The 22,483-nt window shown below is 70.0% G+C and carries 19 protein-coding genes; 7 read left to right on the top strand and 12 right to left on the bottom strand.

All coding sequences use genetic code 11. The annotated features are described in order from the left end of the window. Nucleotides 1–2 precede the first annotated feature (2 nt). The 3 genes from WBG06_RS06480 to WBG06_RS06470 are packed head-to-tail and all read right to left on the bottom strand — an operon-like array spanning nucleotide 3 to nucleotide 2,968. Nucleotides 3–1,652, bottom strand: coding sequence for a phospho-sugar mutase (locus tag WBG06_RS06480; RefSeq protein WP_336735741.1), 1,650 nt, complete (start codon nucleotides 1,650–1,652; stop codon nucleotides 3–5). Between the two features lie 34 nt (nucleotides 1,653–1,686). Continuing rightward, nucleotides 1,687–2,484 carry a purine-nucleoside phosphorylase gene (locus WBG06_RS06475; protein ID WP_336735740.1) on the bottom strand — a complete coding sequence of 266 codons (798 nt, stop codon included), beginning with the start codon at nucleotides 2,482–2,484 and terminating at the stop codon, nucleotides 1,687–1,689. Nucleotides 2,485–2,515: 31 nt separating this feature from the next. Next, nucleotides 2,516–2,968, bottom strand: coding sequence for a gamma-glutamylcyclotransferase family protein (locus tag WBG06_RS06470; RefSeq protein WP_336735739.1), 453 nt, complete (start codon nucleotides 2,966–2,968; stop codon nucleotides 2,516–2,518). A 72-nt stretch (nucleotides 2,969–3,040) separates the two neighbouring features. On the opposite strand from WBG06_RS06470, the gene lpdA reads away from it, so the two are divergent. The 3 genes from lpdA to WBG06_RS06455 all read left to right on the top strand — a co-directional run bounded on the left by lpdA (nucleotide 3,041) and on the right by WBG06_RS06455 (nucleotide 6,560). Then, complete coding sequence (lpdA, locus tag WBG06_RS06465) at nucleotides 3,041–4,444, top strand: dihydrolipoyl dehydrogenase (RefSeq protein WP_336735738.1); 1,404 nt, start codon at nucleotides 3,041–3,043, stop codon at nucleotides 4,442–4,444. Nucleotides 4,445–4,590: 146 nt separating this feature from the next. Beyond that, entirely contained in the window at nucleotides 4,591–5,124 is a 534-nt protein-coding gene (locus tag WBG06_RS06460) for a DinB family protein (RefSeq protein ID WP_336735737.1), read from the top strand. 35 nt (nucleotides 5,125–5,159) lie between these two features. Beyond that, a complete protein-coding gene (locus WBG06_RS06455; protein WP_336735736.1) occupies nucleotides 5,160–6,560 on the top strand; it encodes an NAD(P)H-quinone dehydrogenase in 1,401 nt (466 codons plus the stop codon). A 278-nt stretch (nucleotides 6,561–6,838) separates the two neighbouring features. On the opposite strand, the gene WBG06_RS06450 is transcribed toward WBG06_RS06455, so the two are convergent. After that, on the bottom strand, nucleotides 6,839–10,216 hold the full coding sequence (locus WBG06_RS06450; protein WP_336735735.1) for a pyruvate carboxylase: 3,378 nt from the start codon (nucleotides 10,214–10,216) through the stop codon (nucleotides 6,839–6,841). Nucleotides 10,217–10,353: 137 nt separating this feature from the next. On the opposite strand from WBG06_RS06450, the gene WBG06_RS06445 reads away from it, so the two are divergent. Further along, on the top strand, nucleotides 10,354–11,274 hold the full coding sequence (locus tag WBG06_RS06445) for a hypothetical protein (protein WP_336735734.1): 921 nt from the start codon (nucleotides 10,354–10,356) through the stop codon (nucleotides 11,272–11,274). Nucleotides 11,275–11,278: 4 nt separating this feature from the next. Here the strand turns inward: WBG06_RS06445 and WBG06_RS06440 are convergent, their stop codons facing one another. The 3 genes from WBG06_RS06440 to WBG06_RS06430 form a co-directional block, all read right to left on the bottom strand. Continuing rightward, nucleotides 11,279–11,944, bottom strand: a complete 666-nt coding sequence (locus tag WBG06_RS06440) for a hypothetical protein (RefSeq protein WP_336735733.1) — start codon at nucleotides 11,942–11,944, stop codon at nucleotides 11,279–11,281. Further along, on the bottom strand, nucleotides 11,944–13,113 hold the full coding sequence (locus WBG06_RS06435) for a hypothetical protein (RefSeq protein ID WP_336735732.1): 1,170 nt from the start codon (nucleotides 13,111–13,113) through the stop codon (nucleotides 11,944–11,946). Before WBG06_RS06435 ends, WBG06_RS06440 begins: the two co-directional genes overlap by 1 nt. A gap of 93 nt (nucleotides 13,114–13,206) precedes the next feature. Continuing rightward, nucleotides 13,207–14,094 (bottom strand): LysR family transcriptional regulator, encoded by an 888-nt coding sequence (locus WBG06_RS06430; protein WP_336735731.1) that lies wholly within the window; start codon nucleotides 14,092–14,094, stop codon nucleotides 13,207–13,209. Between the two features lie 114 nt (nucleotides 14,095–14,208). On the opposite strand from WBG06_RS06430, the gene WBG06_RS06425 reads away from it, so the two are divergent. Both WBG06_RS06425 and WBG06_RS06420 read left to right on the top strand, forming a co-directional pair. Next, nucleotides 14,209–15,582 carry an MFS transporter gene (locus WBG06_RS06425; RefSeq protein WP_336735730.1) on the top strand — a complete coding sequence of 458 codons (1,374 nt, stop codon included), beginning with the start codon at nucleotides 14,209–14,211 and terminating at the stop codon, nucleotides 15,580–15,582. Then, the gene (locus WBG06_RS06420) at nucleotides 15,579–16,364 is read left to right on the top strand and encodes a 3-hydroxybutyrate dehydrogenase (RefSeq protein ID WP_336735729.1); all 786 of its coding nucleotides are present in this window, start codon (nucleotides 15,579–15,581) and stop codon (nucleotides 16,362–16,364) included. The genes WBG06_RS06425 and WBG06_RS06420 overlap by 4 nt, the downstream gene beginning before the upstream one ends. A gap of 16 nt (nucleotides 16,365–16,380) precedes the next feature. Here WBG06_RS06420 and WBG06_RS06415 read toward each other — a convergent pair whose 3' ends face one another. From WBG06_RS06415 to WBG06_RS06405, 3 genes are all read right to left on the bottom strand, one after another. Then, nucleotides 16,381–17,070 carry a hypothetical protein gene (locus WBG06_RS06415; protein WP_336735728.1) on the bottom strand — a complete coding sequence of 230 codons (690 nt, stop codon included), beginning with the start codon at nucleotides 17,068–17,070 and terminating at the stop codon, nucleotides 16,381–16,383. Then, nucleotides 17,071–17,574: a hypothetical protein gene (locus WBG06_RS06410; RefSeq protein ID WP_336735727.1), complete on the bottom strand. Its 504-nt coding sequence runs from the start codon at nucleotides 17,572–17,574 to the stop codon at nucleotides 17,071–17,073. A 117-nt stretch (nucleotides 17,575–17,691) separates the two neighbouring features. After that, nucleotides 17,692–18,621, bottom strand: coding sequence for an NAD-dependent epimerase/dehydratase family protein (locus tag WBG06_RS06405; protein WP_336735726.1), 930 nt, complete (start codon nucleotides 18,619–18,621; stop codon nucleotides 17,692–17,694). 170 nt (nucleotides 18,622–18,791) lie between these two features. On the opposite strand from WBG06_RS06405, the gene WBG06_RS06400 reads away from it, so the two are divergent. Next, nucleotides 18,792–19,490 (top strand): TetR/AcrR family transcriptional regulator, encoded by a 699-nt coding sequence (locus WBG06_RS06400; RefSeq protein ID WP_336735724.1) that lies wholly within the window; start codon nucleotides 18,792–18,794, stop codon nucleotides 19,488–19,490. Between the two features lie 104 nt (nucleotides 19,491–19,594). Here the strand turns inward: WBG06_RS06400 and WBG06_RS06395 are convergent, their stop codons facing one another. Continuing rightward, complete coding sequence (locus tag WBG06_RS06395; protein ID WP_336735723.1) at nucleotides 19,595–21,358, bottom strand: acetyl/propionyl/methylcrotonyl-CoA carboxylase subunit alpha; 1,764 nt, start codon at nucleotides 21,356–21,358, stop codon at nucleotides 19,595–19,597. Between the two features lie 81 nt (nucleotides 21,359–21,439). Continuing rightward, on the bottom strand, nucleotides 21,440–22,402 hold the full coding sequence (locus WBG06_RS06390) for an N-acetylglucosamine kinase (protein ID WP_336735722.1): 963 nt from the start codon (nucleotides 22,400–22,402) through the stop codon (nucleotides 21,440–21,442). Nucleotides 22,403–22,483: the final 81 nt, after the last annotated feature.

Here is a 22,483-nt window from a genome sequence, read left to right as displayed (position 1 = left end):
GGTCAGACGCCGAGGGCGGCGCGGATGTCGACCTTGAGGGCGCCGAGGGCGATCTCGGCGTCGGCACGGGCGTCCGCCAGCGCCGTCACGTCGGCGACCGGCTGGACGACCTCGAGATAGCACTTGATCTTCGGCTCGGTGCCGCTGGGCCGCACGATCACCCGTGACCCGCCGGCCAGCTGATAGCGGATCCCGTCGGTCGGCGGCAGCCCGCCCTCGCCGGCCGCCAGGTCGTCCATCTGCTGCACGGTGGCTCCGGCCAGGGCAGTCACCGGACGGTCGCGCAGCCGCTGCATCGCGCCCGCGATCTGGGCCGGGTCCTCGAGCCGGACGGAGAGCTGGGAGGTGGCGTGCAGACCGTGTGCGACCGCGATCTCGTCGAGCAGGTCGGCCAAGGTCCGCCCCTCCGACTTCAGCGACGCCGCCAGCTCACACAGGAGCAGCAGCGCGGAGATGCCGTCCTTGTCGCGTACGTGGCCGGGGTCGACGCAGTAACCAAGCGCCTCCTCGTAGCCGAAGGCGAGACCGGGTGCCCGCGAGATCCACTTGAACCCGGTGAGCGTCTCGGCATAGGGCTGTCCGGCGGCCGCGGCGATCTTGCCGAGCAGCGAGGAGGAGACGATCGAGGCGGCGTACGTCCCGGTCACGCCCTTGCGGATCAGGTGGGTCGCCAGCAGGGCGCCGACCTCGTCACCGGTCAGCATCCGCCACTTCTTGCCGACGGGGATCGCCGCGGCGCACCGGTCGGCGTCAGGGTCGTTGGCGATGACCAGGTCGACGTTCTTCTTGCTGGCCAGGGCCATCGCCCGGTCCATCGCGCCCGGCTCTTCGGGGTTGGGGAAGGCGACCGTCGGGAAGTCGGGGTCGGGCCGCTCCTGCTCCTTGACCACGACAGGCGCGGGGAAGCCGGCGAACTTCATCGCCAGCTGCACCAGGTCGCCGCCGACACCGTGCAGCGGGGTGTAGACCGTCTCGAGGTCGCGCGCGCCGCCCTCGGCGAGCAGGCCGACGACCGTGTCGAGGTAGCTGTCGACCAGGTCCTCACTGATCGTCTGGCCGACCGGGCCACGCGGGACCGAGCTCACCGAGGCCACGGCCGCGATCCGGTTCGCGATCTCGGCGTCGGCCGGCGGCACGATCTGCGACCCGTCACCGAGGTAGACCTTGTAGCCGTTGTCCTGCGGCGGGTTGTGGCTTGCCGTCACCATCACGCCGGCGCTCGCGCCCAGGGCCTTGACCGCGTACGCCAGGACCGGCGTCGGCAGCGAACGAGGCATCACCAAGGCGGGCAGCCCTGCTCCGGTCATCACTTCGGCGGTGTCCTGTGCGAAGACGTCGGAGTTGTGCCGGGCGTCGTAGCCGATCACGACCGGACCCTGTGCACCGGTGGCGAGCAGGTAGCGGGCCAGCCCCGCGGCGGCCTTGATCACGACCGCCCGGTTCATCCGGTTGGGCCCGGCCCCGAGCGCGCCCCGGAGCCCGGCGGTGCCGAACTGGAGCGTGCCCGAGAACCGGTCGGCCAGGTCCTCCGCGGCACCGGGGGCCGTGGAGGTGAGAAGACTCTCGAGCTCTGCTCGGGTTTGCGCGTCCGGGTCATCGGCAAGCCATTCCCGGGCCTGCACGAGAAGCGCCGATCGATCGGTGGGGACCATGGTTCAGACCCTAGGTCATCACGTGCCCGGAGGCTCAGATCTTGGGGATCAGGTCGCCGAGGAGCGCGCCCATCCGGGTGGCTGCGTTGCGGCCGGCCTCGAGGACCTCGGCGTGGTCGAGGGGCTGGTCGGAGATCCCGGCGGCGAGGTTGGTGACCAGCGAGATGCCGAGGATCTCCATGCCGGCCTCGCGCGCCGCGATCGCCTCGAGAGTGGTCGACATGCCGACCAGGTCGCCGCCGAGGATCCCGGCCATCTTCACCTCGGCAGGGGTCTCGTAGTGGGGGCCGGTGAACTGGACGTAGACGCCCTCGTCGAGCGAGGAGTCGACCTCCTTGGCGAGGCCGCGCAGACGCGGCGAGTAGAGGTCGGTGAGGTCGACGAAGTTCGCTCCGACCAGGGGAGATGCCGCGGTCAGGTTGATGTGGTCGCGGATCAGGACCGGGGTCCCCGGCGACCAGGACGGGTTGAGACCGCCGCAGCCATTGGTGAGCACCATCGTCGAGCAGCCCGCGGCCGCAGCGGTGCGGACCGGGTGCACGACCGCGGCCACGCCCTTGCCCTCGTAGAAGTGCGTACGGCTCAGGAACAGCAGCAGGTTGCGACCGTCGCCGGCACGGATCGAGCGGATCTTGCCGCTGTGACCGGCGACCGCGGCGGCGCTGAAGCCGGGCAGGTCGGTGGTGTCGATCTCGGTGTAGTCCTCGCCGAGAGCGTCGGCGGCGGGCAGCCAGCCCGAGCCCAGCACCAGGGCGATGTCGTGCTTCTCGACACCGGTCTTCTCCGCGAGAGCGGCAGCGGCATCCTTGGCGAGTTCGTAAGGCGTGGTCACTCGCTGAGTCTAGACGGGGCTCCGGATCGGGTCAGTCGTTGGACCGGCACGGCCGCGTACGCAGCGCATGCACGTAGTCGTCGGGTGCGCCGGCCGCCTCGGCGGCATCGGCCACAGCGCCCAGGTAGCGGGCGTCCGGGATCCCACCCTCGTACGTGTCGAGCACGTAGGCCTCGCAGAGCAGGTCCTCGGCGAGAGCGGAGATCCGCACCTTGGTCTTGAAGTAGAGGCCGATGTCGGCCAGTTCCCACTTCTCCAGCGCGTCCATGTCCTGGTCCACGACGTCGTAGACAGCGACGAAGACCTGCTCGAAGGGGTCCTGGACGATGGTGACCATCGGTCCCTCGCTCAGCGCGTTGTCCTCGCCACCGAAGGTGAGTCGCCAGCCGCTGAGCCAGCCGGTGGTGCGCAGCGGTGAGTGCGGGCAGCGTTCGCTCATCAGCGCCGGGTCGAGATTGACGCCATAGGCCGCGTAGAGAGTCACGGGTCACGAGGTTACCGCCCAGTCCTCACCCGCTTGGGATCTATCTGGTATTGCCGGTCTACCCTTGGAGGCGTGACCCACTTTGATGTTCTCGTCCTCGGCGCTGGCCCCGGTGGCTACGTCGCCGCCATCCGTGCCGCTCAGCTCGGCAAGTCCGTCGCCGTCGTCGAAGACAAGTACTGGGGCGGCGTCTGCCTCAACGTCGGGTGCATCCCGTCCAAGGCGCTGCTGAAGAACGCGGAGCTGGCCCACACCCTCAACGACCCGAAGGAGAAGCAGAAGTTCGGGATCGTCGGTGACGCCCACCTCGAGTTCTCCACGACCCACGCGCGCTCCCGCCAGGTGAGCGCCGGGATCGTCAAGGGCGTCCACTTCCTGATGAAGAAGAACAAGATCACCGAGATCGACGGCTGGGGCACGCTGACCGGCCCGAAGTCGATCTCGGTCGCCAAGGACGGGGCGTCGACGGACTACACCTTCGACAACCTGATCATCGCGACCGGCGCCACCGTCCGGTCGGTCCCGGGTGTCGTGCCGAACGGCAAGAACATCGTCACCTACGAGGAGCAGATCCTCGACGCGGAGCTGCCGAAGTCCATCGTGATCGGCGGCTCGGGCGCGATCGGTGTGGAGTTCGCCTACGTCATGAAGAACTTCGGTGTCGACGTCACCATCGTCGAGTTCCTCGACCGGATGGTGCCCACCGAGGACGCCGACGTGTCCAAGGAGCTCGCGAAGCACTACAAGAAGCTGGGCGTCAAGGTCCTGACCTCGACCGCCGTCAAGGGCGTCGAGGACACCGGCTCGGGCGTCAAGGTCACCGTCGCGCCGGCAGCCGGTGGCGAGGAGACCGTCATCGAGGCCGACAAGTTCCTGGCCGCCTTCGGTTTCGCGCCGCGGGTGGAGGGCTACGGCCTGGAGAACGTCGGCATCGAGCTCACCGACCGCAAGGCCATCGCGATCGACGGCCGCGGCCGCACGAACGTCGAGAACGTGTACGCCATCGGTGACTGCACCGGGAAGTTCATGCTCGCCCACGTGGCCGAGGCCATGGGCATCGTCGCCGCCGAGACCATCGCCGGCGCCGAGACCATGGAGATCAACTTCGACATGGTCCCGCGGGCGACCTACTGCCAGCCGCAGATCGGCTCCTTCGGCTACACCGAGGCGCAGGCCAAGGAGAAGGGCTACGACGTCAAGACCGCGTCCTTCCCGTTCTCGGCCAACGGCAAGGCCCAGGGCCTGGGCGACGCGGTCGGCTTCGTGAAGATCGTCGCCGACGCCGAGCACAACGAGATCCTCGGTGCTCACATGATCGGCCCCGACGTGACCGAGCAGCTCCCGGCGCTGACCCTCGCGCAGCAGTGGGACCTCACCGCCGACGAGATCGGGCGCAACATCTTCGCTCACCCGACCCTCTCCGAGGCCGTCAAGGAGGCCATCCACGGCATCGCGGGGCACATGATCAACCTCTGATCCGACGTACGAGGCCCGGATCGCGCAACGGCGCGGTCCGGGCTTCGTCGCAATCTGGACGCCGGATCTATTGCGGACAGAAACTGACCTGATGGGCTCCTAACGTTGGTGGTGTCAGAGGGAAACATCACCAAGGAGTCCAAGACATGACCACAACCGCCGTGAAGACCAGCGCCACCGCCACCCTGAGCCGCGAGCGTGCCGACCTGCTGGAGACGCTGGCGAAGCACCGTGGCTTCCTGCGCTTCGCCGTCCGCGACCTGACCGACGAGCAGGCGCGGCTCACCCCGACCGCCTCGGCGCTGAGTCTCGGCGGCCTGATCAAGCACGTCGCTGCCGGCGAGCGAGGCTGGGCCGACTTCATCGTCCGCGGCGCGGTGGCCCAGGAGCTCACGCCGGAGAGGTACGCCGAGTTCGCTGCCGACTTCGTGCTCGCCGAGGACGAGACGCTGGAAGGGGTGCTCGCGGCGTACGAGAAGGTGGCCGCAGCCACCGACGAGCTGATCCGCACCGTCGACCTCGACGCGGACCACGCCCTTCCCGAGGCGCCGTGGTTCGAGGCCGGCGCCACCTGGTCCAACCGACGCGTCCTCGCCCACATCCTGGCCGAGACCGCACAGCACGCCGGCCACGCCGACATCATCCGGGAGACCATCGACGGCCAGAAGACGATGGGCTGACTCTGGCCCGCGAGGGGCGTGGAAGAATGCGGCCCATGGCGCGGGTGACGATCATTGGTGGGGGTCCAGGCGGATACGAGGCGGCGCTGGTCGCGCAGCAACTCGGCGCGGAGGTGACCGTCGTCGACCGTGACGGCCTCGGCGGCAGCGCGGTGCTCACCGACTGCGTACCCAGCAAGACCCTGATCGCCACCGCCGAGCTCATGTCGGACATGTCGCTCGCCCGCGACCTGGGCATCCACTTCCGCGACCACCAGGGCGACCCGGCCACCGAGCTGTACGCCGACCTCGGCGTGGTCAACAAGCGGGTCAAGTCGCTTGCGCTGGCCCAGTCGAGCGACATCGAGAGCCGGCTGGCCCGCCGAGGGATCCGGATCGTCAAGGGCACCGGCCGCATCGACGCCGACAAGCGTCAGGTGATCGCGACCCGGGCCGACGACGGCAGCGAGGAGGCCATCGAGAACGATGCCGTCCTGATCTCCACCGGCGCCCGGCCGCGGGTGCTGCCCACCGCACAGCCCGACGGCGAGCGGATCCTGACCTGGGAGCAGGTCTACGACCTCGACGAGCTGCCCTCCCACATGATCGTGGTCGGCTCGGGTGTCACCGGCGCGGAGTTCGCCAGCGCCTACCTCAACCTCGGCTCCCAGGTCACCCTGGTCTCCTCGCGCGACCGTGTCCTCCCCGGTGAGGACGCGGATGCGGCGACGGTGCTCCAGGACGTACTCGAGCGTCAGGGCATGAACATCCTCAGCAAGTCGCGGATGGAGTCGGTGACCCGCTCGGGCGATGTCGTCACCGTGAAGCTGACCGACGGCCGCGAGGTCACCGGCAGCCACTGCATCCTGGCGCTCGGCTCGATCCCCAACACCGAGGGCCTCGGTCTGGAGGAGGCCGGCATCGAGCTCGACGAGGGCGGGTTCATCCGCACCGACAAGGTCTCGCGCACCTCCGCCTACGGTGTGTACGCAGCCGGCGACTGCACCGGCGGCTTCATGCTCGCCTCGACGGCCGCCATGGCCGGCCGGATCGCGATGCGCCACTTCCTCGGCGACGCGGTCATCCCGATGGACCTCAAGGAGGTCGCGGCCAACGTCTTCACCTCGCCCGAGATCGCCACCGTGGGCTACTCCCAGGCTCAGGTCGACTCCGGCGAGGTCGTCGCCGACACCCTGCGCCTCGACCTCAAGGGCAACCCGCGGGCCAAGATGCAGGGCATCTCGGACGGCTTCGTGAAGCTCATCTCGCGCCCCGGCACCGGCGTCGTCATCGGCGGTGTCGTCGTCGGCCCGCGCGCCTCCGAGCTCATCCACCCGATCACCCTCGCCGTCTCCACCGGGCTGACCGTGGACCAGATCGCCAACACCTTCACCGTCTACCCGTCGATCTCCGGCTCCACCGCCGAGGCCGCCCGCCGCCTCCACCACGTCGAGTAGTCGCCTAGGTCGGCCGAGGCGTCACGTACGTCGGGCGAGGCGTCACGCGCGTCGGGTGAGATGGCGCGGCGTACGTGGCGGCCTGTTTCTCCATCAAGGTATGCAGAGAAGTGCCCACATCCCGTGCGGAGCTCCACTAGGGATGTGAGCCTTCGGCTGCGTACCTTGATGGAGAAACCCCGCCCGCCGAGACGTCACTCCCGTCGGACGAGTTGGCACCGCGGTGCCAACTCGCCCGACGTAGCTGACGCCTCGGTCGGCGTAACTGACGGCTCGGCTCAGCCGAGAACCAGGACCAGGTCGCCGCCGTCGACCGCCTGGGTGCCCTCGAACGCCAACCGGGAGACGGTGCCGTCGACGGGGGCGGTGATGGCGGCCTCCATCTTCATCGCCTCGATGGTGGCGACGGTGTCGCCGGCCTTGACCGACTCGCCGGCTGCGACGGTGAGGGTGACGACGCCCTGGAACGGCGCCGCGACCTGGCCGGGTACGGCTGGATCGGCCTTCTCGGCGGCCGCGACCTCGGCGGCGACGGAGCGGTCGCGTACAGCGATCGGGCGCAGGTGGCCGTTGATCGTCGCCATGACGGTGCGGATGCCGCGCTCGTCGGGCTCGGAGACGGCGGTGAGCCCGAAGATGACGGTCTTGCCCTCGGCGATCTCCACGACGTGCTCCTCGCCCTCGCGCAGACCGTAGAGGTAGTCGAGCGTCGAGATCACCGACACGTCGCCCCACTTCGAGCGGGCCTCGGTGAAGTCCTTCGTCGGGCCGGGGAAGAGCAGCCGGTTGAGCGTGCCGCGACGGTCCGACTTCAGGCCGGCGGCGTCCTCCTCCGACAGGGTCGGCGACGGCGACTTCCAGGTGCGTCCCGCGATCGCCTTGCTGCGGAACGGCTCGGGCCAGCCGCCCGGCGGGTCGCCGAGCTCGCCGTTGAGGAAGCCGATGACCGAGGCCGGGATGTCGTACGCAGCAGGGTCGGCCTCGAACGCCGCCGGGTCGGCACCGGCCGCCACCAGCGACAGCGCCAGGTCACCGATCACCTTCGACGACGGGGTGACCTTCGGGACCCGGCCGAGGATGGAGTTCGCGGCGGCGTACATGTCCTCGATCTGCTCGAACTTCTCACCCAGCCCGAGCGCGATCGCCTGCTGGCGCAGGTTGGAGAGCTGGCCGCCCGGGATCTCGTGGCGATAGACCCGCCCGGTCGGCGCGGGCAGCCCGGACTCGAAGGGCGCGTAGACGCGGCGTACGGCCTCCCAGTAGGGCTCCAACGAGTTGACCGCCGCCAGCGAGAGGCCGGTGGCGCGCGGAGTCTGGTCGGTCGCCGCTACCAGGGACGACAACGGAGGCTGCGAGGTGGTGCCGGCCATCGACGCGGCCGCGGCGTCGACGGCGTCCACACCGGCCTCGATCGCTGCCGTCAGTGTGGCCAGCTGGCCACCGGCGGTGTCGTGGGTGTGCAGGTGGACCGGCAGGTCGAACCGCTCCCGGAGCGCGGTCACCAGGGTGCGCGCGGCCGGGGCGCGCAGCAGCCCGGCCATGTCCTTGATCGCCAGCACGTGCGCCCCGGCCGAGACGATCTCCTCGGCCAGTCGCAGGTAGTAGTCGAGCGTGTAGAGCTTCTCGTCGGGCGAAGAGAGGTCACCGGTGTAGCACAGCGCCACCTCGGCGACGGCGGTCCCGGCCGAACGCACCGCGTCGATCGCCGGCCGCATCTGGGAGACGTCGTTCAAGGCATCGAAGATCCGGAAGACGTCGATACCCGTCGAGGCTGCCTCCGAGACGAACGCATCGGTGACCTCGGTCGGGTAGGGGGTGTAGCCCACCGTGTTGCGGCCGCGCAGCAGCATCTGCAGGTTGATGTTCGGGATCGCCTCGCGCAGCTGGGCGAGCCGCTCCCACGGGTCCTCGGAGAGGAAGCGGAGGGCCACGTCGTACGTTGCCCCACCCCACGCCTCCAGCGACCACAGCTGCGGCGTCAGCCGGGCGACATGGCCGGCGACGCCGAGCAGGTCGGTCGTGCGGACCCGGGTCGCCAGCAGCGACTGGTGGGCGTCGCGGAAGGTGGTGTCGGTGACCGCCACCGCCTCCTGGGCGCGCAGCGCCGCGGCAAAGCCCGAGGGCCCGAGCTCGCGCAGGAGATCGCGTGACCCGGCCGGGGGAGCCACCGAGAGGTCGATCTTCGGCAGCTTCTCGACCGGGTGGAGCGAGACCGGTGCGGCACCGTGCGGCTGGTTGACCGTCACGTCGGCAAGATAGGTGAGCAACTTGGTGCCGCGGTCGCCGGAGGCCCGTGCGGTCAGCAGCTGCGGGTGGGTCTCGATGAACGACGTCGTGATCGAGCCCGCGATGAAGTCGGGGTCGTCGAGCAGCGCCTGCAGGAACGGGATGTTGGTCGCGACCCCGCGGATGCGGAACTCCGCCACGGCCCGGCGGGCCCGGGTGACGGCGTCCTCGAAGGTGCGCCCGCGGCAGGTGAGCTTGGCGAGCATCGAGTCGAAGTGGGGCGAGACCTCGGCCCCGGCGTACGTGGTGCCGCCGTCGACCCGGATCCCGGCGCCGCCGGGGGAGCGGTAGGTGGTGATCATGCCCGTGTCGGGGCGGAAGTTGTTGGCGGGGTCCTCGGTGGTGATCCGGCACTGCATGGCCGCGCCGCGCAGCTGCACGGAGTCCTGGGTCAGCCCGAGGTCGGCCAGGGTCTCGCCGGCCGCGATCCGCATCTGCGAGCGGACGAGGTCGACGTCGGTGACCTCCTCGGTCACGGTGTGCTCGACCTGGATGCGCGGGTTCATCTCGATGAACACGTAGTTGCCCGCGGGGTCGAGCAGGAACTCGACGGTGCCGGCGCAGGAGTAGCCGATCTCCTTCGCGAACCGCACGGCGTCGGCGCAGATGCGCTCGCGCAGCTCAGGGTCGAGGTTCGGCGCGGGCGCGATCTCGACGACCTTCTGGTGGCGGCGCTGCACAGAGCAGTCGCGCTCGAAGAGGTGGATGACCTCACCGGTGCCGTCGGCGAGGATCTGCACCTCGATGTGCCGCGGCTCGACCACGGCCTGCTCGATGAAGACGGTCGGGTCGCCGAAGGCGGCCTCGCCCTCGCGCATACATGTCTCGACGGCCTCGCGGAGCTTCTCGGGGTCGTCGACCCGGCGCATGCCGCGCCCGCCGCCACCGGCAACCGCCTTCACGAACAGCGGGTAGGGCAGCGCGGAGGCGGCCGAGACGAGCGCGTCGACGTCGGTGGAGGGCTCGACCGACTGCAAGGTCGGTACGCCGGCAGCCTTCGCCGCCGCGATGGCGGTGGCCTTGTTGCCGGTGAGCGTGAGGACCTCCGCCGACGGCCCGATGAACGTGATCCCCGCCCGGGCGCACGCCTCGGCCAGCGCCGGGTTCTCGGAGAGGAACCCGTAGCCGGGGTAGATGGCGTCCGCGCCGCACTGCTTGGCGACCTCGACGATCGCGTCGGGATCGAGATAGGCCCGGATCGGATGACCGAGCTCCCCGATCTGGTAGGCCTCGTCGGCCTTCAGCCGGTGCTCGGAGCCCCGGTCCTCGTAGGGAAAGACAGCAACTGTCTTGGCACCGAGCTCGAAACCAGCACGGAAAGCTCGGATCGCGATCTCGCCGCGGTTGGCAACCAACACCTTCTTGAACATGGCGGTCACGGTACCCATCTGGAGGGCCTCGTCCAGGGTATGGGACGTTACCGACCAGTGGATGGACGCACCGAGCGCGAGAAGTGTGCGGATTCGTTGGTCCCGCCGCGAGGGTGGAGATCCCTACCCTCGGCGGCATGAAGCTCATGACTCGACAGCGCCGTTCCGCCATGGTTGCCCTCGCGGGCGCGGCCCTGCTGGCCGGATCCGTCACCGCACTCGGAGCGGCCGGCTCACCGGCCGCTGCGGCTGGCACCGTCAACTGCTACGGCTCGATCAACGGCAAGGCAGGCGGCTACATCCAGAAGCGCGGCATCCAGAACAGCACGGTCACCGGGAGCTACCGCAGCGCGAGCACCGTCAGCTGGACCCCGCGTGCCTGGATCGAGATCGGTGGTGCCGGGGACGACACCACGTGGAAGACCAGCTACATCGTGCCCGGCACCGACGGCACCGGCCGCACCGTGACCATCGGTGGGACCACCGGCAAGGCGGTGCTGACCGAGACGAAGGTCGCCCCGTTCTACCGCACCGACGGCACCGCGGTGACCGGCTGGAACCCGAAGAAGGTCGTCAACGGCCCGACGCGGGAGCTCTACAGCGTGACGAGCACCGGCGTCGTACAGCAGAAGAAGCTGTCCTTCTCCAGCACGGGCACCCGCCTCGGCACGACCACGAACCTGCCGGTCTCGCTGCCGAGCACCACGACCGTCGCGGGCGTGTGGACGACCCACAACGGGGTGAAGTACGACCTGCTCTACTCGATCAACCCGAGCACCAGCAAGCTCGAGCAGATCGTCGTGCCCACCGACAACCCGGCGGGGGCGAAGAAGTACGTCGTACGCAGCATCGGGACGGGGTGGCGCTACATGTCGGTGCACAACTGCTTCGACGCCGACGGCGCGGTCGCGGCCAAGGACATCGTGCTGATCAACCCGACGACCGGGAAGGCCGTACGCATCCGGCAGAGCAGCGGCATCGGCCACAGCACGACATTCTCGGCCGCGACCCGGGTCGGCACCGACGGCACCTGGAAGTGGAGCGGGATCAGCAACTAGCGGCTCACCCGGGCCAGAGGTCGAGCAGGTCTCCCGGGCGGAGCCCGAGGGCGTGCTCGATGTCGCCGGGTGAGGTCTCCCGTAGATACTCGGAGACCAGCTGCGCCAGCTCCATCCAGTAGCCGCGCAACGTCGACTCGGACAGGTACATCGTCCGGCTCATCTCCGCGTACGTCAGGCCGCGGGCACGATGGGCGAGGACCTCGCGCTGCCGCGGGGTGAGGACGGTGATGCTGCGGCGGCGTACGAGCACCTCGATGAGACCGGTGATGCCCGGGGGGATCACCGGTTCCCCGTCGGCGACCGCTCGGAACGCCGCCTCGGCCTCGGCCAGCGAGGCCGCCTTCGAGACGACACCGGTCGCTCCGGCGGCGAGGCAGGCGGCGAGCACGAACCGGCGCTCCTCCTGGGAGTAGACACAGACCCGGTAGCCGGCCTCGACGACACGTCGGATGGCGTTGGTGCCCTGGGAGGCGTCGGGCTGACCGGTGTTGGCGAGGTGGAGGTCGAGGATCACCACGTCGGCTTCCGGCCGCGCGGTCAGCAGGTCCTCCACGGACTCGTGGCTGGACACGAAGGTCAGATCGGGCAGGAGCAGGCTCAGCGAGGCCCGCATCGCGGTCGCGTCGTCCACGTGGCTGAAGCGCGGCTCGGGGGTCACCTCGGACATCACGGCGCCTCCACGGCTGTCGTCTGCGCGAGCGTGACCGTCGTGCCGAGGTCGCGGATGCTGTTGATCCTGACCTCGACACCCGAGCGTGCGAGCTGCTCGACGACGACCTCCCGCAGACCCACGCCGTACGCCGTCGTGGTGGTGTCGAAGCCGATGCCGTCGTCGTGCAGGGTGACCTCCCAGCCCGAGCCGTCCTCGTCCTCGGCGGCGTGCAGGACCACCCGGGTCGCCTGTGCGTGCTGACGTACGTTGAGGAGCAGGCTGCGCAGTGCCGCCGCCAGGTCGTCGGCGAGGTCCCGAGGCAGCGTGACGTCCTGGGCGAGGTCGGCGACCACCGTGATCGGAAGGTCGTCGAACTCCGCGCCGAGAGCCGTGGCCACCGCGGCGAGGCTGGTCGCCTCGTCCAGCGGCGGTGGGGTCTGGCCGCTGAGGTAGGCGCGCATCCGGTTGAGCTCGACCTCGGCCTGCGAGCGCAGCGCGCCGTTGCCGTCGACGACGTCCGTCTCCACCAGGAGCCGCATCATCGCGGTCCCGTTGTGGATGGCCAGCCGTGCCCGGCGTTCCTCCTCGGCCTTGGCAGCTGCCGCGGCGAAGCGTCGCGCCTCATCGGCCTCGGTGCCGATCCGCACGATCGTCCGGCAGCCGAACCAGGCCAGCGGTCCGAGGATCAGCAGGGTCAGGCACGTGCCCAGGGCGTCGGTGAGGTCGGCCAGGTCGTCCACCGTCGGTGCGATGTAGACGGCCTCGGCGACCGCCAACGAGCCGAGCAGGCACGCCCACAGCCACCGCGAGCGAATCATCGACAGTGAGCACGACACGCACAGCGCATAGCCCAGCTGGAACCCCACCCAGCTGCCGGTACGCAGCTCCACCGGCACCGTCCACAGGCCCAGGAGCAGCAGGGCCACCGCCACCGCGACGTCGAGCACCGCGAGGGTCGCCCCCGGTGGTCGCTGCGTCACGAGCGTGACCACCGCCATCATGACGAGCATGACGGTCGCCAGCACCCAGGTCGCCCCGGTCAGCCAGGGATGCTCGGTCTGGGGCAGGGCCGGCATCGCGGCCAGCATCGACGGCGCCATCTGGGCCAGGGTCGCCAAGCGCATCCCGGCCACGAAGAAGGCCACCAGACGCACGGCGGCTGCTCTGGTCGAATGCGGCACCACCTGCGCATTCTCGCTGATGGTCGGGGGCGTCACGCAGCACGGGTCAAGAATGGGGGAGTCGGCGCCTGCCCGGTACCAACGAATCCGCAGGCGTCACCGGCCGATCAGGGCGTCTCGCTGACGGGCCATCTGGTCCCGGAGGCCGTCGACGACGGCGGCCACGGCGGGCCGGCGCCAGGACTCGGGGTGCACGACCGCCCAGTAGGGCAGCCGCTGGTGGATCTCGTCGTGGAGCATCCGGACGAGATCCGGGTGACGGTCGGCCATGAAGCAGGGCAGCAGACCGAGCCCGGCTCCCGCCCGGGTCGCCTCGACGTGCACGAACACGTTCGTCGAGGTGACCGCGTCCCGGATGCCTGGCAGCAGCCGCCGGGGGATGTCGAGGTCGTCGACCTGGAGCATCGAGTCGACGAAGTAGACCAACCGGTGGCGTACGGCCTCCTCGATCGTGGCGGGCGCACCGTGGCGCTCCAGATAGCCGGGGGAGGCGTAGAGACCGAGCTCGTATTCGCCCAGGTGGAGCGCACGACCACGCATGACCGCCGGCTCGCCGACCACCACCTCGATGTCGACGCCGGAGCGGTGCTGGGCCGCTTGCCGGGTCACGGTGACGATCTCGACCGCGAGCTCGGGATGGTTCTGTCGGAGCGCGGCGACCGCGGGTGAGGCGATGTAGGCGGCGAATCCGTCGGTCGTCGACATCCTGACCACTCCGGCGACCGGGTCGACAGGCTCGTCGGCGGCCAGGCGGGCCAGCGACTCGGCGACACCCTCGGCGGCCCGTGCTGCGCGCTCGCCCAGCGCGGTCAGCGCCCATCCGTCGGAGCCGCGCACCAGTACGCGGCCACCGAGGGCGCGCTCGAGGGCGGAGATGTTGCGACTGACCGTCGTGTGAGTCAGGCCCAGCGTGCGGGCGGCGGCGGTGAACCGGCCGCTGCGGGCCACCTCGAGCAGGACCAGCAGCTGGTCGGCGGACGGCATCGGCAACGGTGAAGAGGGCACAGATGATGTTAACGGGTGATGTGCATTTCCGTTCACGCCGTGTGCCAACATGCGCGTTGCAAGCACATTATGATCGCTGTCACACTCCCAGCCATGTCTACGACACAGCCGGGCGCCACCGCCGCCCCCGATGACCAGAGCCTGCTCCGCAGGACCGTGGCGGCCTCCATGGCCGGGACGGTCGTGGAGTGGTACGACTTCTTCCTCTACGCCACCGCCTCGGCGCTCGTCTTCGCCAAGGTGATCATGCCGGCCACCGGCAACGCCTACGACGCGATCATCGCCGCCTTCGTCACCTACGCGATCGGGTTCGTCGCCCGGCCACTGGGTGGCGTCGTCTTCGGCCACATCGGCGACCGCCTCGGCCGCAAGTACACGCTGCAGCTGACCATCATGCTGATCGGCGTCGCCACCGTGCTGATGGGCTGCCTGCCGACGTACGACCAGATCGGCCTCGCCGCCCCGATCGCTCTCGTCCTGCTCCGGTTCGTGCAGGGGCTCGCGCTGGGTGGTGAGTGGGGCGGCGCCGTGCTGCTGGTCGCCGAGCACGCTCCCGACGAGCGCCGGGCGACCTGGGCCGCCTGGCCGCAGGCCGCGGTGCCGGTGGGCAACCTGCTGGCCACGCTGGTGCTCACCCTGATGACCCTCACGCTCTCCGACGCCGCGTTCCTGTCCTGGGGCTGGCGGGTCGCGTTCTGGCTCTCGGCCGTCGTCGTCCTCGTCGGCTACTTCATCCGCCGCTCGGTGACCGACTCGCCGATCTTCGAGGAGGCGAAGGCGGAGCAGGGTCAGGCCGCCGAGGCCGGTTACGGCGTCTTCGAGGTGCTGCGCCGCTACCCGCTCGGCGTCCTCAAGGGGATGGGCCTGCGGTTCGCGGAGAACATCATGTACTACCTGGTGGTCTCGTTCTCGATCGTCTACCTCGTCGAGGACCAGAAGATGGACCAGGGTGCCCTGCTCGGCCTGATCGCGATCGCGCACGCTTGCCACTTCTTCTTCATCCTCGCCGTCGGCAGGCTCGCCGATGGCGTCGGCCGCAAGCCGGTCTACCTCGTCGGTGCCGTGCTCGGCGCGACCTGGGGCTTCTGGGCCTTCCCGATGCTCGACACCAAGAACAACGTCGCGATCGTGGCAGCGCTGATCGCCGGTCTGGCGATCCACGCCCTGATGTACTCCACCCAGCCCGCGATCATGGCCGAGATGTTCCCGACCCGGATGCGCTACTCCGGCATCTCGATCTCCTACCAGGTGACCTCGATCTTCGCCGGCTCGCTCGCGCCGCTGCTGGCCATCGCCTGGCTCAAGGACACCGGCACCTGGACCAACACCGCGATCTACCTCGCGGTGGCCGGCATCATCACCGCGCTCGTCGTGCTCACCCTCAAGGAGACCAAAGGCACGTCGCTGCGTGCGCTGGACCGTGCCGACGCCGACCGTGAGGCCGCACGCGAGGTGAGCCCGGCGTGAACCACGCTACGGCTGTCTCGGGCGCCGTCGATCCCGGACGTACGCTCCAGGGCCGGCGGGCCCTGGTCACCGGCGGAGCGTCGGGGATCGGCGCGGCGGTGGCCCGTGAGCTCGCCTCCCGGGGCGCGCGGGTCGTCGTCGCCGACCTGGCCGGGGACGCCGCCCACGCTCTCGCCGACGAGATCGGTGGCGAGGCGTGGGTGGTCGACCTGACCGCCACCGAGGAGCTCGACGACCTTCGTCTGGAGGTCGACGTGCTGGTCAACAACGCCGGCATCCAGCGGGTCAGCCCGATCGAGGAGTTCGACCCGGACGACTTCCGCCGGATCCACGGAATCATGCTCGTCGCGCCGTTCCTGCTGGTCAGGGCTGCCCTGCCGCACATGTATGCCAACGGCTGGGGCCGCATCGTCAACATCTCCTCCGTGCACGGCCTGGTCGCCTCCCCGTTCAAGAGCGCCTATGTCTCGGCCAAGCACGGCCTGGAGGGCCTCTCCAAGGTGACTGCCCTCGAGGGTGGCCCGCGCGGAGTGACCAGCGTCTGCGTCAACCCCGGCTACGTGCGTACGCCGTTGGTGGAGAAGCAGATCGCCGACCAGGCCGCTGCCCATGGCATCCCGGAGAGCGAGGTCCTCGAGAAGATCATGCTCAAGGAGTCGGCGGTCAAGCGCCTGGTCGAGCCCGCCGAGGTCGCCTCGCTGGTCTCCTGGCTGACTGGACCCGACGCGGCCATGGTCTCCGGGGCGTCGTGGACGATGGACGGTGGCTGGAGCGCCAAGTAGCCGGCCGGTCGAGTGGCTACTCGCCGAGATGCAGCCGCCCGAGCAGATCCGGGTCGAGCGCGCCGAACCCGGTGGCGCCCCAGACGCCGAGATCCAGGGTGAACCAGGGCCGGAGGGTGTTGTCGACCGTCAGGTCGAGGATTCCGCGGGGCTGTCGTCCCCGCGAGACGGACTTCGCGCATGCCGGACAGGTCGGGACCGGCACCGCCTTCCGGCCCCCTGCCACCATGACCAGCGAGGAGGCGAGGGGGTGGAAGGGGTTGAAGAAGCACGTACGCTGCGGCGTCCAACCCCGTCCGCGACGCGCCGACTTGAGCGCCTGCTCCCCTCGTTCGGCCAGCAGGACGACCCCGACCGCATCGGCGGGACCGTGGTCGCGGTCGAGGATCCGCTGGGCCATCTCGTAGTGGTCCAGCGCTGCCTGCCAGGCGCTCTGGGCGGCAGGCACGGACGGGTCGAGGTGGGCGCCTGCGATCGCCTTTCCGAGTGTCAGAGCAGCTGCGCGTGCTCGGGTCTCGAACCGGTCCTCCTGCGCTGACAGCACGTTCGTGACCACCGACACGGGTGGGGTGTAGGTCGGTCGACCAGGGCTGGCCGTGCGGACGGCCTCGGTCATGTCGGTGAGCTTCCGGGCGGTCAGAAAGGATGCCGCGCCGAGAGTCCCGAGCGCGACGACCACGACGGCGGAGTCGAGGAAGAGCGCCACCTACCGGCTCCCCATCCGGTCGGCCATCACCTGTGCGGCGAGATCGTCGACCAGAGCGCCGAACCCGGTCCGCGCCCAGATGTCGTCACGCTCGTAGTACGCCTGACGACGGCGACCGAGCCGAAGCACCTCCGGTTCGCGTCCGGCACGGATGGCCGTCAGGCACGTCGAGCACGCCGGGAGCGATACGGTCGCGTGGCCGACCCTCCAGGTCGCCCGGTCGTAGGCCGGCTGATGAACCGGGTTGAAGAAACACGGTCGGTAGGCCTTCAGCGTGCGTTTGGTGCGGAGCTGCTCGAGGTCTCGTAGCCCCGTGCGGGCGACCACGACGGCTCCGATGAGATCGGCGACGTTGTCGGAGCGCAGCAGCGTCTCGGCCACGGTCCGCGCGAGCAGCACCGACTCGATCCCGTCGGGTGACTCGGTGTCTCGTGAGTGCCCACGAGCCAGCGCTCCGGTCAGCGTCGTGAGGTGGGTCGACGCGTCGCTACGCAGCGTCTCCACGTCGGGCTGCCTCAGATCCCGTGCACGCCGCCGCTCTCGTCCCCAGTGTCGACCCAGCAACCGCCCTCCTCGCTCTCGGGGAACGTAGTATGCCGACCGCGTTGCGGGTCTGCGGGGTCAGCCCTGCGTACGCCACCAGTCGACGGTCGCCTTGGTGCCGATCTCGATCGGGGTGGGGGACAGGCCCAGGCGCTCCTCGCTCGCCGAGGAGTCCATCACGAACGGCCGGTCGAACTGGTAGGCCAGCTCGGCCAGCTCCCGTGTGCCGGCGTGCACGGTGCCGATCGCCTTCATCGTCCAGGTCGGGATGCCGCTGACCCGGGGCGCGGCCACGCCGGCCGCGTCGGCGTACGCCTGCACGAGCCGGCGCTGGGAGAGCGGCGGCGCGGTGGGGGCGTGCAGGAAGGAGTTCCACAGGGTCTCGTCGTCGGCCGCTCGGATCATCGCGGCGGCCAGGTCTGGGACGTACGTCCAGGAGTGGGCCGCGTCCGGGTCGCCGATGACCCGCATCGTACGGCCGGCGAGGACGGTCGGGACCATGCGCTCGCCGGCATGAGCGGTGCGCACCAGCGGGCCGTAGAAGTCCGAGGCGGCGACGCTCACGGTCGGCGTCGGGGAGGCGTCGCGGGCGCGGAGCAGCTCGACACGGACCGCTGGCTTGCCGAAGTCGGCGGTCCGCGGCGTCTGCTCGGTCATCGGCCCGCTGACCCGGCCGTAGGCGTAGAGGCTCTCGGGGAAGACGACGACGGCGCCGGCCCGGCCGGCGGCCTCCAGCACGACCTTCTCGGCCTGCGGGAGCTCGGCCCGCCAGGTGTCGGCGGCATAGGCGCTGCCGTGCATGCAGTGGAAGACGGCCTGGGCCCCGGAGGCGGCCCGGACGATGGTCTCGGCGTCCGTGGCGTCGCCGCGAAGCCGCTCGATGGACGCGTGCGCCGGGCCGCTGCCGGAGCGGGTGAGAAGGCGTACGCGGTCGCCGCGGTCGGCGAGCTGCTGAGCGATGGTCGCGCCGACGGGGCCGGCGCCGATGACGAGGTGCGTGCTGTTCATGGGGGTCTCCTGTTTCTTCGGTGATCGAGCCCATCGGCGAGCTCGGGAACCCTCTGTCGAGGTTCCGAGAGCAGTGCTCTCGGAATGAGTCTGACGCGTGTCGCCGACAAAAGCAAGAGCACTGCTCTCTTTTGTTGACGGCGCTCTCTTTTTCGAGGCACGATGACGGCATGGCAGGAACGACTCCCCGCGAACGGGCGCGGGCACAGACCATGGACGAGATCGTTCGGATCGGCCGCGAGCACCTGGCGGTCGACGGTGCCGCCGCGCTCTCGCTGCGCGCCGTCGCCCGGGACCTCGGCGTGGTCTCCTCGGCGGTCTACCGCTACGTGAAGAACCGCGACGAGCTGCTGACCCTGCTCCTGGTCTCGGGCTACGACGAGCTCGGGGATGCGGTCGACGCTGCCGTCGCCACCGCTGCGGAGGACGACCACCGTGCCCAGTTCCTGGCGCTCGGCCGCGCGGTCCGGACCTGGGCGCTCGCCGAGCGGGCGACGTACGCGCTGCTCTTCGGGTCACCCGTGCCCGGTTACGCCGCCCCGGACGAGCGGACCAGCGTGCCCGGCACCCGCGTCCCGACAGCGATGCTGCGGATCTGCGCCGGTGCGCTCGCCGCCGGCCGGCTGGTCGTGCCGGCGGAGCCGCTGGAGATCTCGCCGGACCTGGCGACCGGGCTGCAAGGCATCCGCGACCAGCTCGGCCTCGACCTCCCCGACGCCCTGCTCACCCGCGGCGTACTCGTCTGGACCAGCCTCTTCGGCCGCATCAGCTTCGAGGTCTTCGGCCAGTTCGGCCCGGATGCCTTCGGTGACCCCGCCACCCTCTTCGAGATCCACCTGGCCGTGCTGGCCGACGAGCTCGGGTTGTAATGCTCGTCAAGGTATGCAGGAAAAGGCGCACATCCCTAGCGGAACTCCGCTAGGGATGTGCGCCTTCGGCTGCATACCTTGATGAAGGAGCAGCCCTCAGTCAGCTACTTGATCTCGGCGATGACCGCCCCGTTGGTGACCGTCTCGCCGACCGTGGCGTTCAGGCCGGTGATGGTGCCGGCCTTGTGAGCCTTGAGCGGCTGCTCCATCTTCATCGCCTCGATGACCACGACGACGTCGCCCTCGGCGACCTCCTGGCCCTCCTCGACGGCGATCTTGACGATGGTGCCCTGCATCGGGGAGGTGACGGAGTCGCCGGAGGCGGCTGCGCCGGCCTTCTTGGCGGAGCGCTTCGGCTTCTTCGCGGCGCCGGCGCCACCGCCGACGGCGAGGCCGCCGAGCCCGGCGGGCAGGGAGACCGAGAGGCGCTTGCCACCGACCTCGACCACGACGGTCTGGCGCTCGCCGGCCTCTTCGGCCTCGCCGACAGCACCGGCGTACGGCGTGATCTGGTTGTCGAAGTCGGTCTCGATCCAGGTCGTGTAGACGTCGAAGGAGCCGTTCTCGGCGGTGTAGGCGGGGTCGGTGACGACGGCCTGGTGGAACGGGATGACGGTGGGCATGCCGTCGACCTTGAACTCGTCGAGCGCGCGCCGCGAGCGCTCGAGCGCCTGGGTGCGGTCGCGGCCGGAGACGATCAGCTTGGCGATCAGCGAGTCGAACGAGCCCGGGATGGTCTCGCCCTTCTCGTAGCCGCCGTCGAGGCGCACGCCGGGGCCGGCGGGCGGCGCCCACTCGGTCAGGGTGCCGGGGGCCGGCATGAAGTTGTTGCCGCCGTCCTCGGCGTTGATGCGGAACTCGATGGAGTGGCCGCGGACCTCGGGGTCGTCGTAACCCAGCTCCTCACCTGCGGCGATGCGGAACATCTCGCGGACGAGGTCGATGCCGGTGACCTCCTCGGAGACGCAGTGCTCGACCTGGAGGCGGGTGTTGACCTCGAGGAAGGAGATGGTGCCGTCGGCGGCGACGAGGAACTCACAGGTGCCCGCGCCGACGTAGCCGGCCTCGCGCAGGATCGCCTTGGAGGACTCGTAGAGACGCTTGTTCTGCTCGTCGGTCAGGAACGGCGCGGGGGCCTCCTCGACCAGCTTCTGGTGGCGACGCTGCAGCGAGCAGTCGCGGGTGGAGACGACGACCACGTTGCCGTGCTTGTCGGCCAGACACTGGGTCTCGACGTGGCGCGGCTTGTCGAGGAACTTCTCGACGAGGCACTCGCCGCGACCGAAGGCGCCGATGGCCTCACGAACGGCCGACTCGTAGAGCTCGGGGATCTCCTCCAGCGTCCGCGCGACCTTCAGGCCGCGACCGCCACCACCGAAGACCGCCTTGATCGCGACCGGGAGGCCGTGCTCCTGCGCGAAGGTGACGATCTCGGAGGCGTCCTTGACCGGGTCCTTGAGGCCGGGAGCCAGCGGGGCGCCGGCCTTCAGTGCGATCTGCTTGGCCTTCGCCTTGTCGCCGAGGGCGTCGATCGCCTCGGGCGAGGGACCGATCCAGGTCAGGCCGGCGTCGATCACGGCCTGGGCGAAGTCGGCGTTCTCGGCGAGGAAGCCGTAGCCCGGGTGGACCGAGTCCGCGCCGGACTGACGTGCCACATCGATGATCTTCTCGATGGACAGGTAGGACTCCGCCGGCGTGGCTCCGCCGAGTGAGTAGGACTCATCGGCCAGGCGCACGAAGAGCGCGTCACGGTCGGGGTCCGCGTAGATCGCTACGGAGCCGATTCCGGCGTCCTTGCACGCGCGGATCACTCGGACGGCGATCTCACCGCGGTTGGCGATCAGGACCTTGGTCAGTGGCTTGCTCAACGAGAACTCCTCCGTCGTGGATGCAAGGACATGCTAGGGGAGCCCTTCCGGCCTGGCTCCAGGCATCCGTAGTAACGATTGTCACACTCCGGTGAGCTGGGCGAGCGACGAGGTTACCCGTGCGTAGACCGCGTCGTCGACGTGGACGCCCGCATGCCGCAGCGCCAGCACCGCCGCGCCCGCCAGCCCGTCGTGGGCGACGACGGCCCCAGGGGCGACCCGGGCGGCGAAGTCGGGCTGTCGGGCCAGGACGCTTCCGGCAGCGACCAGCGGCCCCTCGACATCAGGCGTACGCACCGCCGCCAGCGTCTCCGCCAGCCCGGCCGCCGCCCGGTCGAGGATCTCCGCGGCGACCCCGTCGCCACCGGCTGCCGCGGTGAACACGAGCGAGGCGAAGTCGGCCAGCCGCAGCGGCGGCATCGCGTAGAGAGCCGCTGTGGCTGCGACGAGGGTCCCGGTCCGTCCGCCTTCGCGGTGGTCGACCGGCGAGATCCCGAGCCGGTCCAGCAGCAGACCGGTCAGCGGGGTCGTGGCGCCGCGCCCGTCGAGCGGGGCGAGCCCGGCGCGGACCGCCTCCCGGCCCAGCCAGAAGCCCGAGCCGACGTCCCCGAGCAGCCAGCCCAGACCGTCCGAGATGGCCGCGAGTTGGCCGTCCTCGACGCGTACGGCCGAGGCGCCTGTGCCGGAGAGCAGCACATATCCGTTCGGGGACGCCGTCCCCGAGAAGTACGCAGCCAGCACGTCGAAGTCGAAGACCGGCTCGCTCGCGACCAGGTCGGAGAGGGTGGCCACGATCGTCGCCCGGTGGCCGGCCCCGCCCGCACCGGCCACCGCCAGCGCAGCGCCGGCGACAGCCCCGGTCCCTGCGGAGGCGAGGGCCTGGGTGACCGCAGCCCTGATTGCCGTGGTGGCAGCGTCGATTCCGGCGGAGGTCGGGTTGCCGCTGCCGGCCTTCCCGATGCCTCCGCATCGTCCGTCGGAGGAGACGACGACGGCGCGAGTGCTGGTGCCTCCCGCGTCGAGTCCCAGATAGTTGTGAGTCATTGACACCGTTTCGTAACAGAAAACCATTGCCAGGCGTACTCTCTCCAAATAGTTTTCGTGCGCAGGGCTCGTCATACGGTC

Source organism: Nocardioides sp. CCNWLW239 (genome assembly GCF_037137035.1).
In the GTDB taxonomy this organism is placed as follows: domain Bacteria; phylum Actinomycetota; class Actinomycetes; order Propionibacteriales; family Nocardioidaceae; genus Nocardioides.
This window is presented reverse-complemented; position numbering and strand designations above follow the sequence as displayed.